Below are 15,968 nucleotides of genomic sequence, written 5' to 3' on the forward strand. Positions count from 1 at the left end.
AGGACGGCCGCTGAAATCGGTTCGTCCTGAACTGGAACAGACCCGCCTAGACGGCGGGGCGCCCCTAGGGTTCCGCTGCTGGTCGATCTGACGGCAGGACTGGTCCGAGAGGGGAGGCGACGCAGTCGCTCGTGACTGCGTCGCTCCACGGCGGGACAAAAGCCCGGGAGGCCTTGATGGCCCCGGGCTGCCGTGTGCGTTCCCGGGCCGGACGCAGCGGAGGCCCGAAATGCCAGGAACCAGCACAGCATCCCCTGAAACCGTCAGCAGCGATCAGCTCGAAGCACGCGACCTGGGCCACTTCGGCTACGCGCAGCAGCTCTCGCGCCGGGTCGGCAGCTACGCGTCGTTCGCGGCAGGTTTCTCGTTCGTCTCCATCCTCACCACCGTCTTCCAGCTGTTCGGTCTCGGCTTCGGCTTCGGCGGTACGGCGTTCTTCTGGACCTGGCCGGCCGTCCTCACCGGTCAACTGATGGTGGCGTTGTGCTTCGCCGAGCTCGCCGCCCGGTATCCGTTGTCCGGCGCCATCTACCAGTGGGCCCGTCGCCTCGGCGGTGCGGTCGTCGGGTGGTGCGCGGGCTGGACCATGGTGATCGCTCAGATCATCACGCTGGCCACGGCAGCGATCGCACTGCAGGTCGTGCTGCCCGCGGTCTGGCCCGGCTTCCAGCTGGTCGGTACCGATCCCGCTCTCGCGTCGAAGGACGGCGCAGCGAACGCCGTACTCCTCGGCTGCCTGCTGCTTGTCGCCACGACTGTGCTGAACGCGACCAGCGTCCGCATCACCGCTGTCGTGAACTCGGTCGGCGTGACCTGTGAGCTGGTCGGCGTCGTTTTGATCGTCGTTTTGTTGACAACCCGAGCCGAGCGCGGCCCGTCCGTCGTTCTGCACACCACGAACCTCGACAGCACGACCGGGTACGTAGTCCCGCTGCTGATCTCGGCGTTGATGGCGGCGTACGTGCTGGTCGGGTTCGACAGCGCGGGCGAGTTGTCAGAGGAGACGCACAAGCCGCGCGCGACGACGCCCCGGACGATCATCCGCGCGGTCACCGCCTCGGGGATCGGCGGCGCGTTCCTGATCGTCGCGGCGCTGATGGCCGCGCCGTCGCTGACCGACGGCGACCTCGCCACCCAAGGACTCCCCTACGTGCTGACGAGCCGGCTCGGTACGACGACCGGCAAGCTGCTGCTGCTCGACGTCGCACTCGCGGTGTGCGTGTGCACGCTGGCGATCCAGACCGCGGCGGCCCGGATGCTCTTCTCGATGGCACGCGACAACGTGCTGCCGGGATCGCGGCAACTGCGCAAGGTGTCCCCGAGGACCGGTACGCCGGTCGCCGCGACGGTGGTACCCGGCGTGCTGGCCGGCGTCTGTCTGGTGGTGAACGTAGGAAACGCGGGCCTGTTCCTGGGCCTCGCCAGCGTCTGCATCATGCTGTTGTACGTCGCCTATCTGATGGTCACGACGCCTTTGCTGGTACGACGTCTCACCGGCCGCGGACTGGCCGGCGGCGTGGACGAGAACGGGAAACCGCTGTTCTCGCTCGGGCGGCTCGGTCTGATTGTCAACAGTGTTGCCGTCGCCTACGGCCTCGCGATGGCGATCAACCTCGGCTGGCCACGCGCCGAGGTGTACGACCCGGCAGGTGACGGTTGGTATCTGCAGTACCTGCCGCTGATCACGCTCAGCGTCGTGGCGATCGGCGGCCTGCTCGCCTACCGCTCCCAGCGCACCGCCTACTACGCCTCGATCGGCGTACCCGTGCCCACCACCACGCCGGCCGTCGAAGGTGCCGGCGCATGACCGCCCCCGCCAAAGCCCTTCATCAGCACGAGATTCCGGCGGCCGCCGCGTGGTCGGCGCCGGTACGGGCCGGACGCAGCATCACCCTGACCGCCCTCGCCGACGGCGCGAACGCGACCGTGCTGATCATCGGCGCCGACCGCCTCGATCGCCTGAACATCCCGGACACGCTGAAGTCCCAGATGTCGGCGCGCATCAAGCCGGGCATGGTCCTGATGTCGGATCGCGGCCTCGCGCTCGCGACGGTCATGGCTTCGAGCCTCGACTGGCACGACTGCCTCACCGGTGCCCTCCCCGACCAGCTCCTGCTACTCGAACTCACCAAACACGGCTTCGGCGAAGCTGACCTGCACGCCTGCATCAACTTCTTCAGCAAGGTGTCCGTGGCAGACGACCCCCGCGCGTCGCTGACCTACATCCCCGGCCACGCGAACGCAGGCGACACCGTCACGATCCGAGCCGACCAAGACCTGCTGATCTTCGTCTCCACCGCACCCCACGCGCTGTCCGACGGCCCCGCCGCGAGCGTCGCCGTACGGCTCTCCGATGACCCCGCACCCGATCCCGAACTCCGCGACGAAGCGATCCGCGCCCTGCGCCTCACCCGGGAGCTGATCGCATGACCACCACGTCAACCACCACCCCGACGACCTCACCGGCGGCAGCCCTCGACATCGTGGTCGAAGCCGGCGACGGCGCGCTCGTGACCGTACCGTCGGGCGGGCGATTGCGGATTGTCGACCTGCACGGCAACCAGGCCGTGGACACCCTGTTCTACGACGCCCACGACATCGAGAACCGGTACTCCGCCTTCGACACGATCCGCGAACAGCGTGCCGTGTTCCTCACCACCGGATCCCGCCTGGTGTCGACCAGGCTCGACGAACTCGCCGTGATCACCGACGACACCTGCGGCCGGCACGACACCGTCGGCGGCGCATGCTCGCAGGAGAGCAACGTCATCCGGTACGGCGAGTTCACGCGGCATCAACACGCCTGCCGGCAGACGTTCCTGCGCTACGGAGCACAGGCCGGCATCGGGCAGCGCCAGCTCACCCACAACGTCAACTTCTTCATGAACGTGCCGGTGACGTCCAGCGGCGGCCTCACGTTCGAGGACGGACTGTCCGCACCGGGCAAGTACGTCGAGATCACCGCGAGCCGCGACCTGTTCGTGCTGATCAGCAATTGTCCGCAGGTCAACAATCCTTGTAACGGCTGGGACCCGACGCCGATCCAGCTGCTGGGCCGGTGGTGACGATGGCCGTCGTCTCAGTTATTGCCCCAGGCATCCAAACGACGGTGCAGGACCTGGCCGGGCGGCCGGGTCTGTGGGATGTCGGCGTACCGCCGTCCGGCGCGGCCGACGAACTCACGTTCGCGCTGGTCAACGCCGCGGTCGGCAACCCGGACAGCGCGGCCGGGCTGGAGTGTGTGGTCACCGGACCGGCGCTCACCTGTGACGAGGACCGGCTGATCTGCGTCGGAGGCGCTGCCCGCAATCCGACTGTCGACAATCTGCCGTTCAGGCCGGGCATGGTCGTCCGGTGGCCGGCCGGATCGGTGCTGGACGTCGGCCCGCTCGACGGTCCCGGGATGCGTGGGTACGTAGCGATCCAGGGCGGGCTCGACCTGCCGCGGGTCCTGGGCAGCCGGTCCACCTTCATCCTCGGTGCCTTCGGCGGTCACGACGGCAGGCCGCTCGCGGCCGGCGATCGGCTACCACTGGGCCGCCAGGAGAACCTGCTCACCCCGTTGTCGGTGGAGTTGCCCGCGATGTCCGGCTCCTGGCAGGTGCGGGTGATCCCGGGACCCCACGGAGCACCGGAGCATCTCACCGCCGAGGGTGTCGATGCGTTCTTTGCCAACGAGTGGATTGTCGACCATCGCTCCGACCGCACCGGTGTCCGGCTGATCGGCCCGCACCCCGGCTGGGCGCGGACCGACGGTGGCGAGGCCGGGCTGCATCCGTCGAACGTGCACGACTCCGCCTATCCGGTCGGCGGCATCATGCTGTCCGGCGACACTCCGGTCATCGTCGGCAAGGACGGGCCGTCGCTCGGCGGCTTCGTCGTACCGGCCGTGGTGATCGAGGCTGATCGATGGATGCTCGGCCAGCTCCGCGCCGGCGACTCCGTGCGCCTGGTCCCTGTGACACCCGGCGCGGCCGCCGAGGCGATCCGCGCCCGGCGACGCTGGCTGACCGATCTCCGGCAAGCGCCGGCAGCGGCCCCTGTCGCGATCCGTACGCCGGATCGCCCGAAGGTCCTGCATCACGGCGAGCAGACCGGCACGGCGCCGCCGTACACGATCAGGTGCGCGGGCGAGCGGCATGTGCTGGTCGAGGCCGGTCCGGCCGAGCTCGATCTCACGGTCCGGGTCTGGATCCACCTGCTGGCCCAAGCCCTGCGGAGCGAGCGGCCTGCCGGGATCACGGAAATCGTCGAAGGCGTGCGATCGCTGCTCGTCGCGGTCGACTCGGCCCGGCTCGCGCTCACCGAGCTCGCGGAGCGGCTGGCGTTCCTGGCCGCCGGACTGGGCGATCCCGAGACCGTGGTGCTGCCCGCCCGCGAGGTGGTGCTGCCGATCGCGTTCGATCACCCGGCGGCGCACGAGGCGATGCGCCGCTACACCATGTCGGTGCGGCCGGATGCGCCGTGGTGCCCGGACAACGTCGAGTTCATCCGGCGAGTCAACGATCTGGACACGCGGGACGAGGTCTTCGAGATCGTCCAGGCCGCGACGTACCTTGTGGTCGGTCTCGGCGACGTGTACCTCGGTGCGCCGGTCGCCGTACCGATCGATCCGCGGCATCGGCTCGTCACCACGAAGTACAACCCGGCGCGGACCTGGACGCCGCAGAACGCGGTCGGGATCGGCGGCATCTATCTGTGCGTGTACGGGATGGAGGGTCCCGGCGGGTACCAGCTCGTCGGACGCACCGTCCCGGTCTGGCGGCTGTCCCCCGACGACGAGCAGCCTTGGTTGCTGAGGCAGTTCGACCTGATCAGATTCGCGCCGGTGAGCGCGGAACAACTCGCGCACGAGCGGGCCGAGATCGCGGCCGGGCGGGCGGATCTGAAGACCGCACCGGCGACGTTCTCGATCTCCGACGTACGCCGGATCGAGCAGGAGGCACCTGTGGACATCGCGACCTTGCGCGCCAGACGCCGCGCCGCGTTCGAGGCCGAGCGGGCCCGGTGGGGCGCATGAACAACGAGTGGATCACCCGGGTCGACCCGATCGAACCGGCTCCCGGACCGTTGCACGGGCTGACGATGGCGCTCAAGGACAACATCGACCTGGCGGGTGTGCCGACGACTGCCGGCGACCCGCGGACGACGGAGCCCGCGAAGGACAACGCATTCGTGGTCGAGCAGTTGATCGCCGCCGGCGCCGTACCGCTGGGGAAGACGAACCTGGATCAGTACGCGACCGGTCTGGTCGGCACACGATCGCCGTACGGCGCGTGTCACTCGGTGTTCTCGCCTGAGCATGTGTCGGGCGGCTCGAGCTCGGGCAGCGCGGTCGCGGTCGCCACTGGGCAGGTCGACTTCGCGCTCGGCACCGACACCGCGGGGAGCGGTCGCGTTCCGGCCGCGTTCAACCGGCTCGTCGGTATCAAGCCGAGCCGTGGCCTGGTTTCCGCGCGCGGCGTCGTACCGGCCTGCCGGTCGCTCGACTGCGTCACGGTGATGGCGCGATCGGTCGCCACCGCGCGACGCGTCTTCGACGTCATGGTGACCTTCGACCCCGAGGACGCCTGGTCGCGGCGAGCGTCGTCACTCCCCCATCGCCGACCAGGCCGAGTAGCGGGGTCCGCGGCCGTGATCGGCGCACCGGATGTCGGGCTGGGTCTGGATCCCGAGTACGAACAGGCGTGGCAGGCGACCCTCGATGAGGCGCATCGCCTCGGTGAGGTGGTCAAGGTCGACATCCAACCGCTGCTCGAAGCGGCCGACCTGCTGTATTCCGGACCGTGGCTCGCTGAGCGCTGGCTGGCGTTCGGGGACAAGCTCGGCGACGTCGATGCGGTGGACCCGACCGTGCGGACGATCGTGCGGGGCGGCGCGGCATTGACGGCGGCCGCAGCCTTCGAGGGGTTCGACCGGCTGGCGACTCTGAAGCGCGCGAGCGAACATCTGTGGACACAGCTCGACGCGCTGCTGCTGCCGGTGACGCCCGGGCATCCCACCCTGGCGGAGGTCGCAGCCGATCCGATCGGCGTGAACAGTCGTCTCGGTCGCTTCACGAACATGGTCAACCTGCTCGACCTGTGCGCGATCGCATTCCCGGGACCGGATCGGGCCGATGGCCTGCCATTCGGGATCCAGCTCCTGGCGCCGGCCGGTCACGACCTCTCGCTGATCGATCTGGCAGGCCTCTGGTGTGGTGAGGACGTGCCACCTGGTGCTGTGGACAACGAGGTCCTGCTCGCGGTCGCGGGTGCTCATCTGTCCGGCCAGCCACTCAACGATCAGCTGGTACGGCGCGGCGCCCGGCTCGCCTGCACCGCACGGACCGCGTCGTCGTACCGGATGTATCTGGTCGACGGACCGCGTCCCGGCCTGACCCGGACCCTGGCGGGTGCCGACGGCCCAGGGATCGAGGTCGAGGTGTGGAGCGTGCCGGCCGCCGAGCTGGGCGGATTCGCGGCGACCATCGATCCGCCGCTGGCAATCGGGCCGCTCGAGCTCTCGGACGGTCGGCAGGTGCTCGGCTTCGTGTGTACGGCGGACGCCGCGGACCCCGAGCGTGACATCACCGCCTCCGGCGGCTGGCGCGCGTACCTGGCCGGGGACAGCACCTAGGGTTGGTGGGCATGAGCCTGACGCCCGCCGAACAGAAGGTGCTGGACCGGATCGACGAGGACCTGCTGGTCCGGATCGCGCAGGATCTCGTCCGCGCCCCCGGACAGAACCCGCCCGGTGAGGAAGCCGCGACGGTGGCCGCCCTCACCGCGGCGGGTCGTGACCTCGGGCTCGACGTTCGCACCTCTCCCGTCGAGCCCGGCCGGGACAACGTGTCGATTACCCTTGCCGGCGGCAACGATCCGGGCCTGTTGCTGCTCGGCCACACCGACGTCGTCCCGGTCGGCGACGGCTGGACGGTCGACCCGTACGGCGGCCTCCTGCGCGACGGCCGGATCTACGGCCGCGGGGCATCCGACATGAAGGGCGGACTGGCCGCCGCCCTGGGAGCCCTCGCTGCGCTCCGCGACACCGAACTGAGCGGCCCGGTCGAGCTGGTCGCGGTCGTCGACGAGGAAGAGACCGGCAAAGGGATCCGCGCGTACATCGCCGACCCGAACCGTCGGTACGCCGGTTGTATCACCGCCGAGCCGACGGACCTGCAGACGATCATCGCGGCGCGCGGTGACTCGTACCTCCAGGTGTCGGTGCACGGCCGCGCATCGCACGCAGGCAACCCCGACGGCGGCGCCAACGCGATCTACGGCGCGGCAGCCGTCGTCGCCGAGATCGAACGCCTGCACAAGGAACTCGCGGCCGCGCCGCATCCCCTGCTCGGCCCGGCGACCTGGAGCGTCGGCCAGATCAACGGCGGCACCGGCGGCTCGATCGTTCCCGCCGACTGCGTGATCGTCGCCGACCGCAGGCTGCTGCCCGGTGAGTCCCCCGCCGAAGTGCTCGCCGACCTCGGCCGCCGCGTCGCCGCGCTGCACCTGGAGGATCGCGGCCTGACCGTCGAGCTCGCGATGCCGATGGAGATGCCCGCCTTCGAGACCCCCGAGGACGCCGACCTGGTCCGGATCACCGAGGCCGCGCGCTTCGACGCCGGCGGGCCGCCGCTGCCGCTCGCCGGCTGGACCGCGGCCTGCGACGGCGGGTACATCGCCCGCGATCTCGGCGTACCGGTCGTTGTCCTCGGCCCCGGTTCGGTCACCACCCAGGCCCATCGCGCCGACGAGTCCGTCGCCGTCGCCGAACTGGTCACGGCGGCCCGCGCGTACGCCCTCACCGCCCTCCGACTCCTATGAGCGGGCGATTGGTTCTTCGCAACGGGTCGGTGCTCGACGTCAGGTCCGGCGCCGTGCATCGAGCGGACGTTGCGCTCGAGGGTGAGCGGATCGTCGGGCTCGGGATCGGGCTGGACGGCGACGACGCGATCGATTGCGACGGCGGGTTGCTGGTCCCGGGGTTCATCGACTGCCACACGCATCTGTGCATCGCGCAGACGCGGCGCGACCCGTTCGGGCTACCGCGGTCGGTTCGCCCGCTGTCCGCCGTACCCGTGCTGCGAACCCTCCTGAGCCTCGGCGTCACGACGGTCCGCGACGCGTGGGGTGCGGACGCCGGGGTGCGGATGGCGGTGGAGAAGGGCTGGATCGACGGGCCGCAGGTACTGCTCAGCCTGCGGCAGGTCGGTACGACGGGCGGCATCGGCGACCTGTGGGCGCCGCGGACCGGGCCGCTCGACTTCTTCGAGGATCCTTCGCTGCCCGATCCGATCTTCAACGGCGCCGACGAGGCGCGGGCCGTCGTACGGCGGATGGTCCGGGCCGGCGCGGACTGGATCAAGGTGACCGTCACCGGATCCCTCGCGCTCGGGAAGGGGCTTGAGGATCTCGAGCTGACCGAGGACGAGCTGACCGCGCTGGTCGACGAGGCGCGGCGGCGTGGAGGGCGGCGGATCATGGTGCACGCGCACGGAGCCCGGGCCGCGGAACTCGCTGCTCGTGCCGGTGCGGGGAGTATTGAGCATGGGACCTACCTCGACGAGTCCGCGGTGCAGGCGATGGCCGAGCACGGGACCTGGTATGTGCCGACCCTTTCCGTCACGCAGTCGGATCCCGCTGCAACGCCGGACGGTGCGGCCGAGGCTCATCTCGAATCCATGCGGCTTGCTATCGCCGCGGGCGTGCGGATCGCGATGGGTACTGACAATCCGGTCCGGCCGCACACCGAGGTCCTGTGGGAACTTCGGCATCTCGCTGCCGCTGGGCTGGGTGATGCCGGTGCTTTCCGAGCAGCCACTCTCGACGCTGCGACGTTGCTGGGGCTCGCGGACGACCGTGGTGAGATCGCTGTGGGTAAACGGGCGGATCTGGTTCTGCTGGAGGGCGAGGGTCTGGACTGCGGCTCGCTCGAGACGCGGATCCGGCGGGTCTTTCACGACGGGGTCGAAGTCGGGCGTTGACTCTGACACGGTGTCAGACCGTAGACCTGGCGCATGGAGACAGCGGGAGAGGTTGCGGAGCGGATCCGGACTGGTCAGGTCACGTCGCGTGAGGTGACGGAGGCGCTGCTCGCGCGGATCGCAGAAGACACGCAGGTCAACGCAGTCGTCGAGGTCCGCGCCGAACACGCCTTGGCGGCAGCCGACCGAGCCGACGTGCTGCTGGCCGAGCGCGGCGGTGCGGTCGGGCCGTTGCATGGGGTGCCGGTGACGGTCAAGGACTGTTTCAACGTCGCCGGGATGCGCACAACGTGGGGCAATCCCGAGTTCGCGGAGTACGTCGCGGACCGCGACGCGGTTGTGGTGGAGCGGCTGCAGCGCGCCGGCGCGATCGTTGTTGGCAAGACCAACGTGCACACGATGCTCGCGGACTTCGGCCAGACCGCGAACGAGGTGTACGGACGAACCAGCAACCCCGCCGACCTCGACCGCACCCCCGGCGGATCAAGCGGCGGCGCGGCAGCAGCACTGGCCGCCGACCTCACCTACCTGGAGTACGGCTCCGACCTCGTCGGCTCGATCCGCCTCCCAGCCGCATACTGCGGTGTGTACGGGCTCAAGCCCACCAACGGACTCGTCCCACTGCGCGGCTTCGAGATCCCCGGTACGCCGTACCTCCCGACCGAACTGCCCAACTTGTCGACAATCGGACCACTGGCGCGCTCGGCCGCCGACCTCCGGACCGCACTGCGCGCAACCGCCGGCCCCGAAGCGCCGTACTCGTACACCCTCTGCCCGCCCCGGCACGACCGCCTCCAGGACTACCGCGTCGGCGTCGTCACCGATCACCCCGCGGCGCCCGTCTCCAGCGAGGTCGGTGACGCGCTGTCCGACACGATCGACCGCCTCGCCCGCAGCGGCGCGAAGATTGTCAACAATTGGCCGGACGGAGTGGACGCGAACGAGCAGGCGGAGGAATTCGGCCGCCAGGTCGAGCTGTTCTTCGCGCTGCACGGCGACCCAGACGCGGATGGCAGGCTGACGGCCGCGGACGTGCGTGACCTCGACCGGCGCCGGATGCAGGCGCGGGCACGCTGGCAGCAGTACTTCGAGGACGTCGACGTGTTCCTGTGCCCGACGAGCTTCACCGTCGCGTTCCCGCACGGGTCGACGACGATCGACGGGCAACCCTATGAAACCCAGGTGTTCTGGATCGCGCACGCGTCATTGACGGGCCACCCCGCGCTCAGCATGCCGATCGGACACACACCGGCCGGGCTGCCGGTCGGCGCCCAGGTGATCGGTCCCTGGCACGAGGACGACACCGCGATCACGTTCGCTGAGCTCCTGGCTGGTTGACTTTCCTCATGTTCGCCATCGGAGAGTTCGCCCGCCACGGCCGGGTGTCGATTCGGATGCTGCGGCACTACGACGCGCTCGGCCTGCTGCGCCCGGCGTCCGTCGATCCCGTCACCGGCTACCGCAGCTACACCGCCGGCCAACTCGCCGACCTGAACCGGATCGTCGCCCTCAAGGAGCTCGGCTTCACACTCGAGCAGGTCGGCACGATGATTGCCGACAATCTCGGTCCGGCCGACCTGCGCGCGATGCTGACGATGCGCCGCGCCCAACTGGAGACCATGCTCGCCGAGAGCGCCGCGCGGCTCGCCCAGGTCGAGTCACGGCTGCGCGGCCTGGAAGCCGACGTCCCGGCCGCGGACGTCGTGGTCAAGGAACTGCCCGCCGTACGACTGGTTGGCCTGACCGCCACGGCCGCGAGCTTCACGCCCGACGACATCACGCCCGTGATCCATCCGTTGTGCGCGGAGCTCGGGCGCCGGCTGCCGGACACCGACGTACGGCCGTCCGGTCGCCTGACCTGCTTGTACGTACAGGAGTCCGAGGACGAGGTCGTTGTCCGCGCGACCGTCCCGGCCGCGGTCGATGCCGGAGGCAACCTCAACGGACTGGAGATTGTTGACCTTCCGACGATCCAGGCCGCGACGCTGGTGCACCGCGGGCCGATCGACCAGGTGCTACCGGCCTGGCAGGCGTTGGCGCGCTGGCTCGACGACAACGGCCGGCGCGCCGCCGAGCCGGCCCGCGAGCTCTACCTCGACACCCCGGAAGACCCGGAGCACTGGGTCACCGAGCTGCAGCAGCCGTTCACAGCCGGCTGAACGACAGCGTCTCCCCGCGCGCGCCGCCCATCCAGAGGTCCTGGCACGCGGCGGCGAACTCGTCGAGGTTCTCGGTGATCGCGCCGAACACGTTGCCCGGGACCCAGCCCTGATCGCCGTTGATCAGCAGGTTGTTGCGGCCGTAGAACACCGCAAGGTCGACAATCGCACCCGTCGTCCCGGTGCCGGTCGTGTTCTCGTACCCGTACGCCGGATTGCCCAGATCGTCGGAGTCGAACGAGAACCAGCACAGGTCCCCCGGGATCGGCGTGACCGTCGTGTTCTCCTTGCCGGGATCAGGCGCGAACCCGGGCAGCAACGTGTAGATCTCGTTCCGCGCGTACTTGCCGTGGAACACCGGCGCTGACAGCGGCAGCGCGTCCCACACCGCCGCACAGGTCCGCGGCGCCACGTCGTCGAGCAATTTCGCGACGCAGCTCACGCCGCGCTTGTCCAGGCTGACGGTGATGTGCTTGCTCACTTGGCCTCCAAGGTCGGGGTACGCCGGTGCCAGTCCGTGGCCGCCTGGTACGCCTGGCCGACCCGCAGCGTGAGCGCGTCGGCGTGCCGCGGCGCGACCACCTGCAGTCCCACCGGCAGTCCGGCTCGGGTGAAACCGCACGGCACGCTGAGCGCCGGCTGCTGGGTGAGGTTGAACGGATACGTGTACGGCGTCCAGTCGGTCCAGTCCGGCGACGCCGAACCGTCCGGCACGTCCTGACCGATCGGGAACGCCGTGATCGGCAGCGTCGGTGTGACGAGTACGTCGTACCGCTCGTGGAAGCGGCCCATCAGCGTCCCGAGGTCCATCCGGACCGCGCTGGCGTCGAGGAAGTCCGAGGCCGAGTACGCCGCCCCGAGCTCCGCGACCCGGCGCAGTCCCGGGTCGACGCGATCGTCGATCGTGTACGCCGAGAGCACCTTCGCGGCGCCGGACCACCACAGCACGTTGAACGCGTCGATCGGGTCCGAAAACCCCGGATCGACCTCCGTCACCTCGGCGCCCAAGGACTCGAGGACGCCGACCGCGGTCCGGACCAGCGCCTCGACCTCAGGATGATTGTCAACAAAACCAAGATCCGCGGAGAACCCGATCCGCAGCCCGGCGACCCCGTCGTCGAGCCCGTCCAGGAACGACCGGCCCGGAGTCGGCATCGCCGACCAGTCCCGCGGGTCGAACCCGGTGACCACGTCGAGCAACGCCGCAGCGTCGCGCACGGTCCGCGTCATCGGCCCCGCGTGCGACAGCGTCCCGAACGCGCTCGGCGGGAACAACGGGATCAGCCCGTACGTCGGTTTCAGCGCGACCGTGCCGGTGAACGCAGCCGGGATCCGGACCGATCCGCCGCCGTCCGTGCCGAGCGACCACACGCCCATCCCGAGTCCGACCGCTGTCGCCGAACCGCCGCTCGATCCGCCCGACGTCTTCGCCGGATCCCACGGGTTGCCCGTCGCGCCGTACGTGTGGGAGTCGGTGACGCCCTTCCAGGAGTACTCCGGCGTCGTCGTCTTGCCGAGGAAGACCGCGCCGGTCTCTCGCAGCCGAGCGACGGACGGCGCGTCCTCGTCCCAGGGTCCGGCCGGGTCGATCAGGGTGCTCCCGCGCAGTGTCGGCCATCCTTTTGTCCACAATGCGTCCTTGATGGACGTCGGCACGCCGTCGCCGGGTCCGAGCGGCGCGCCGGCGTGCCAGCGGGCTTCCGACTCCTTGGCCGCGGCGAGCGCACCCTCGGCGTCGACGAGAACGAAGGCGTTGACCTGCTCGTCGTACCGCTCGATCGCGTCCAGTGCCTCCTGCGTCGCCTCGACCGGCGACAGCGCGCCGGTGCGGTACCCCTCGACCAGCTCGGATGCTTGTCTCATCGATCTCCTGTCGGAATGTAGCCAAGCTTCTTGTCGACAATGTTCAGCAGCGGTTCTCCGGCCAGCCAGCGCCTGACGTTGGCCGCGAACTGGTCCGCGAGGGTGTCGCGCCAGCCGATCACGTCACCGGACATGTGCGCGGTGACGGTCACGTTCGGCGCGTCCCAGAGTGGGCTGTCCGGGGGCAGCGGCTCGTTGGCGAAGACATCGAGCGTGGCTGCGATCCGTCCGTCGCGGACTGCAGCGAGCAGTGCCGTTTCGTCGACAATCGGACCGCGGGCAACGTTCACGAGGTGCGCGCCCGGCCGCAGCGCGCCGAGAACCGCCGCGTCGACGAGCCCGCGGGTCGCGGTGGTCAACGGTGCGGCGATCACGACGTGGTCGGCCCACCCGACCTCGGCGGCGAGATTGCCGCTGGCAACGATCTCGCCGAAGTCCGGGTCGTCCCCTCGCGCGACCCGGCCGGCGCCCCGCACCTCCAACCCGGCGGCGCGGAGCAGCCGGGCAGTCTCTCTTCCGATCGCACCGGTCCCGACGACCAGCGCCTTCGCGCCCAGCACGCTCCGGGTCTCGCGGTGCTGCCAGCGCCGGCCGCGTTGCAGGTCGAAGCTGCGCAGGCTGTCCTTGGCGTTCGCGATCACCGCGCCGAGCACGTACTCGGCGATCGGCCGGTCGAACACACCGTGCGCGTTCGTGACCACGACCGGCGAGTCCCGCAGTTCGTCGAAGAGCAGCGTGTCGACACCGGCCGCGGTCACATGGATCCACTCCAGCGTGTCGGCGTCCGCCCAGACGTCGCGGACCGCGGTCGAGAAGAAGTCCCACAGCATCAGGGCCCGCGCACCCCGGACCGCCTCGCGCAGCCCGTCCGCCGCGCAGTACCGGAAGTCGGCCGGCAGCCCGTCGAGGCCTGGCGGCCGGTCGGTCGCGCGCTCGCAGAGCACCGCGATCACAGGTCGCTCGGCACTGGCAGGCGGGGAGGCTGGCACGCCATCGAGGCTAGGAACTCGCTAGTAGGATTGTCAACAATCTCCTGGTGGCCGCACACTGACTCGCATGAGCACGCGTCCCTCCACCCATCCGATGCCGGCGGCAGTGCCTCCCCTGCTGCAGACCGGCGTCGGTGTCGTCGCGCCGTACGACTTCGCGCTCGACCGCGAACTGTGGCGCTGGGTGCCCGACGACGTCACGCTGCACGTCACGCGGACGCCGTACGCACCGATGGCCGCCACCGTCGAGATGGCGGTGCACATCTCGGATCCGCAGCTGATCGCGCAGACGACGTACAACGTGCTGGCGGTGGCCCCGCTCGCGGTCGCCTACGCGTGCACGTTCGGTAGTTTCGTCGGCGGGCTGACCGGTGAACTCGCGCTGGTGGACGCGATGGTCGGTGCCGGGGCGCCGGCCGCCGTGACCACGAGCGGCGCGTTGCTGCTCGCGCTGCGCCGGCTCGGGGTCAGCCGGATCGCGACGGTCACGCCGTACACGAACGACCTGACCGCGGGGCTGACCGCGTTCCTCGCGCAGGCCGGGATCGAGGTGGTCGCGACCGCCGGGCTCGGCCTGATCGCGCAGATCTGGGCGGTCCCGTACGAGACGACCGTCGAACTGGTCCGCAGCGTCGACAGCGACCTGGTCGAGGCGATCTTCATCAGCTGCACCAACCTGCCGACGTACGACGTGATCGCTGGGCTGGAGGCCACGCTCGGCAAGCCCGTGCTGACCGCGAACCAGGTCACGATGTGGTCCGTGCTCGAACTCGCCGGGCATACCGGGATCGGCCCGGGCCAACGATTGCTGAGCCTCTCATGACCGAGCCTCCGATGGCTGAGCACGGCGCCCGCTTGGCGAAGGTCCAAGCCGTGCTGGCCGAGCGTGGTCTGGGCGCGCTCGTGGTCAGCGATCCGGCGAACCTGTTCTACCTGACCGGGTACGACGCCTGGTCGTTCTACACACCGCAGTGCCTGCTGGTTCCGGCCGAGGGCGACGTGCGGTTGTTCGCGCGGGCGATGGACGCTGCCGGAGCGTCGTACACCTGCGACCTGCGCGCGGACCAGATCCACGGGTATCCCGAGCAGCTGGTGCACCGGCCGGACGTCCATCCGTACGACTGGATCGCGAACATCTGCCACGAACTGATCCCGGCCGGCGCCGACGTCGCGATCGAGAGCGACGCGCACTACTTCACCGCACGCAGCTACCTTGCCCTCAGCAACGGTCTGCCCGGGCGGCGGCTGGTCGACTCGGCCGAGCTGGTCAACTGGGTCCGGCTGGTCAAGTCGCCGTCCGAGATCGGCAAGCTGCGGATTGCCGGCACGATCGCCGAGCAGGCGATGCGGACCGCGCTCGACCGGCTCCGGCCGGGCCGGCGGCAGTGCGACGTGGCCGCGGAGATCCTCGCCGCGCAGACGATCGGCACGCCGGAGCACGGCGGTGAGTACCCGGCGATCGTCCCGATGCTGCCGACCGGCGCCGCCGCCGGTACGCCGCACCTGACCTGGAGCGATCGTCCGCTTGTCGACAATGAGGCGACCACGATCGAACTGGCCGGTGTGTTCGGCCGGTACCACGCGCCGCTGGCTCGCACCGTGATGCTCGGCGACCCGCCGCGACGGCTCCGCGAGACCGCGAAGATCGTTGCCGACGGCATGCAGGCCGCATTGTCAACAATCCGGCCAGGGGTCACCGGCGGCACCGTCCACGCCGCGTTCAACGACGTGATCGCCGCGCAGGGTCTGGTGAAGGAATCCCGGATCGGGTACTCGATCGGTATCGGGTACCCGCCGGACTGGGGTGAACGCACCGTCAGCCTGCGGCCCGAGGAGACCACCGTGCTGACCGCGGGCATGGCGTTCCACGTCATCCTCGGGATGTGGATGGACGGCTGGGGCTACGAGCTGTCCGAGCCCGTGGTGGTCACCGCCGACGGAGTGGAACGGCTGACCGGCCTCTCCCACGAACTGACGATCAGGAGGTAGTCC

14 protein-coding genes and 1 riboswitch are annotated in these 15,968 nt (G+C 70.0%); of the genes, 11 read left to right on the forward strand and 3 right to left on the reverse strand.

From position 1 onward, the window contains the following. Positions 1–53 precede the first annotated feature (53 nt). Positions 54–172, forward strand: a riboswitch (guanidine-I (ykkC/yxkD leader). 57 nt (positions 173–229) lie between these two features. Genes E0H92_RS17140 through E0H92_RS17180 form a run of 9 tightly spaced genes read left to right on the forward strand, consistent with a single transcriptional unit; the run spans position 230 to position 11,124 of the window. Then, entirely contained in the window at positions 230–1,807 is a 1,578-nt protein-coding gene (locus tag E0H92_RS17140) for an amino acid permease (RefSeq protein WP_131462647.1), read from the forward strand. Continuing rightward, positions 1,804–2,430, forward strand: a complete 627-nt coding sequence (locus E0H92_RS17145) for a DUF1989 domain-containing protein (protein ID WP_131462646.1) — start codon at positions 1,804–1,806, stop codon at positions 2,428–2,430. The genes E0H92_RS17140 and E0H92_RS17145 overlap by 4 nt, the downstream gene beginning before the upstream one ends. Further along, positions 2,427–3,065, forward strand: a complete 639-nt coding sequence (locus E0H92_RS17150) for an urea amidolyase associated protein UAAP2 (RefSeq protein ID WP_131462645.1) — start codon at positions 2,427–2,429, stop codon at positions 3,063–3,065. Before E0H92_RS17145 ends, E0H92_RS17150 begins: the two co-directional genes overlap by 4 nt. A 2-nt stretch (positions 3,066–3,067) precedes the next feature. Continuing rightward, positions 3,068–5,020, forward strand: a complete 1,953-nt coding sequence (locus E0H92_RS17155; RefSeq protein ID WP_131462644.1) for a 5-oxoprolinase/urea amidolyase family protein — start codon at positions 3,068–3,070, stop codon at positions 5,018–5,020. After that, positions 5,017–6,618, forward strand: a complete 1,602-nt coding sequence (atzF, locus tag E0H92_RS17160) for an allophanate hydrolase (RefSeq protein WP_131462643.1) — start codon at positions 5,017–5,019, stop codon at positions 6,616–6,618. The genes E0H92_RS17155 and atzF overlap by 4 nt, the downstream gene beginning before the upstream one ends. 11 nt (positions 6,619–6,629) lie before the next feature. Beyond that, positions 6,630–7,805 carry a M20 family metallopeptidase gene (locus tag E0H92_RS17165; protein WP_131462642.1) on the forward strand — a complete coding sequence of 392 codons (1,176 nt, stop codon included), beginning with the start codon at positions 6,630–6,632 and terminating at the stop codon, positions 7,803–7,805. Positions 7,806–7,813: 8 nt separating this feature from the next. Continuing rightward, a complete protein-coding gene (locus E0H92_RS17170) occupies positions 7,814–8,965 on the forward strand; it encodes an amidohydrolase family protein (RefSeq protein WP_165549813.1) in 1,152 nt (383 codons plus the stop codon). 33 nt (positions 8,966–8,998) lie between these two features. Next, positions 8,999–10,303 carry an amidase family protein gene (locus E0H92_RS17175; RefSeq protein ID WP_131496917.1) on the forward strand — a complete coding sequence of 435 codons (1,305 nt, stop codon included), beginning with the start codon at positions 8,999–9,001 and terminating at the stop codon, positions 10,301–10,303. Positions 10,304–10,311: 8 nt separating this feature from the next. Next, the gene (locus E0H92_RS17180) at positions 10,312–11,124 is read left to right on the forward strand and encodes a MerR family transcriptional regulator (protein ID WP_131496918.1); all 813 of its coding nucleotides are present in this window, start codon (positions 10,312–10,314) and stop codon (positions 11,122–11,124) included. On the opposite strand, the gene E0H92_RS17185 is transcribed toward E0H92_RS17180, so the two are convergent. Genes E0H92_RS17185 through E0H92_RS17195 form a run of 3 tightly spaced genes read right to left on the reverse strand, consistent with a single transcriptional unit; the run spans position 11,111 to position 13,976 of the window. After that, a complete protein-coding gene (locus tag E0H92_RS17185; RefSeq protein WP_131462638.1) occupies positions 11,111–11,605 on the reverse strand; it encodes a DUF3830 family protein in 495 nt (164 codons plus the stop codon). The two genes, E0H92_RS17180 and E0H92_RS17185, sit on opposite strands and share 14 nt — an antisense overlap. Then, the gene (locus tag E0H92_RS17190) at positions 11,602–12,987 is read right to left on the reverse strand and encodes an amidase (protein ID WP_131496919.1); all 1,386 of its coding nucleotides are present in this window, start codon (positions 12,985–12,987) and stop codon (positions 11,602–11,604) included. The genes E0H92_RS17185 and E0H92_RS17190 overlap by 4 nt, the downstream gene beginning before the upstream one ends. Beyond that, positions 12,984–13,976: a D-2-hydroxyacid dehydrogenase gene (locus tag E0H92_RS17195; RefSeq protein WP_238173468.1), complete on the reverse strand. Its 993-nt coding sequence runs from the start codon at positions 13,974–13,976 to the stop codon at positions 12,984–12,986. Before E0H92_RS17195 ends, E0H92_RS17190 begins: the two co-directional genes overlap by 4 nt. Before the next feature lie 67 nt (positions 13,977–14,043). Here E0H92_RS17195 and E0H92_RS17200 point away from each other — a divergent pair, with 67 nt between their 5' ends. Together E0H92_RS17200 and E0H92_RS17205 are read left to right on the forward strand one after the other, a co-directional pair. Continuing rightward, positions 14,044–14,799 (forward strand): maleate cis-trans isomerase family protein, encoded by a 756-nt coding sequence (locus E0H92_RS17200; protein ID WP_238152759.1) that lies wholly within the window; start codon positions 14,044–14,046, stop codon positions 14,797–14,799. After that, positions 14,796–15,965 (forward strand): M24 family metallopeptidase, encoded by a 1,170-nt coding sequence (locus tag E0H92_RS17205; RefSeq protein WP_131496920.1) that lies wholly within the window; start codon positions 14,796–14,798, stop codon positions 15,963–15,965. The genes E0H92_RS17200 and E0H92_RS17205 overlap by 4 nt, the downstream gene beginning before the upstream one ends. Positions 15,966–15,968 lie beyond the last annotated feature (3 nt).

The organism is Kribbella speibonae, assembly GCF_004331375.1.
Taxonomy (GTDB): domain Bacteria; phylum Actinomycetota; class Actinomycetes; order Propionibacteriales; family Kribbellaceae; genus Kribbella; species Kribbella sindirgiensis.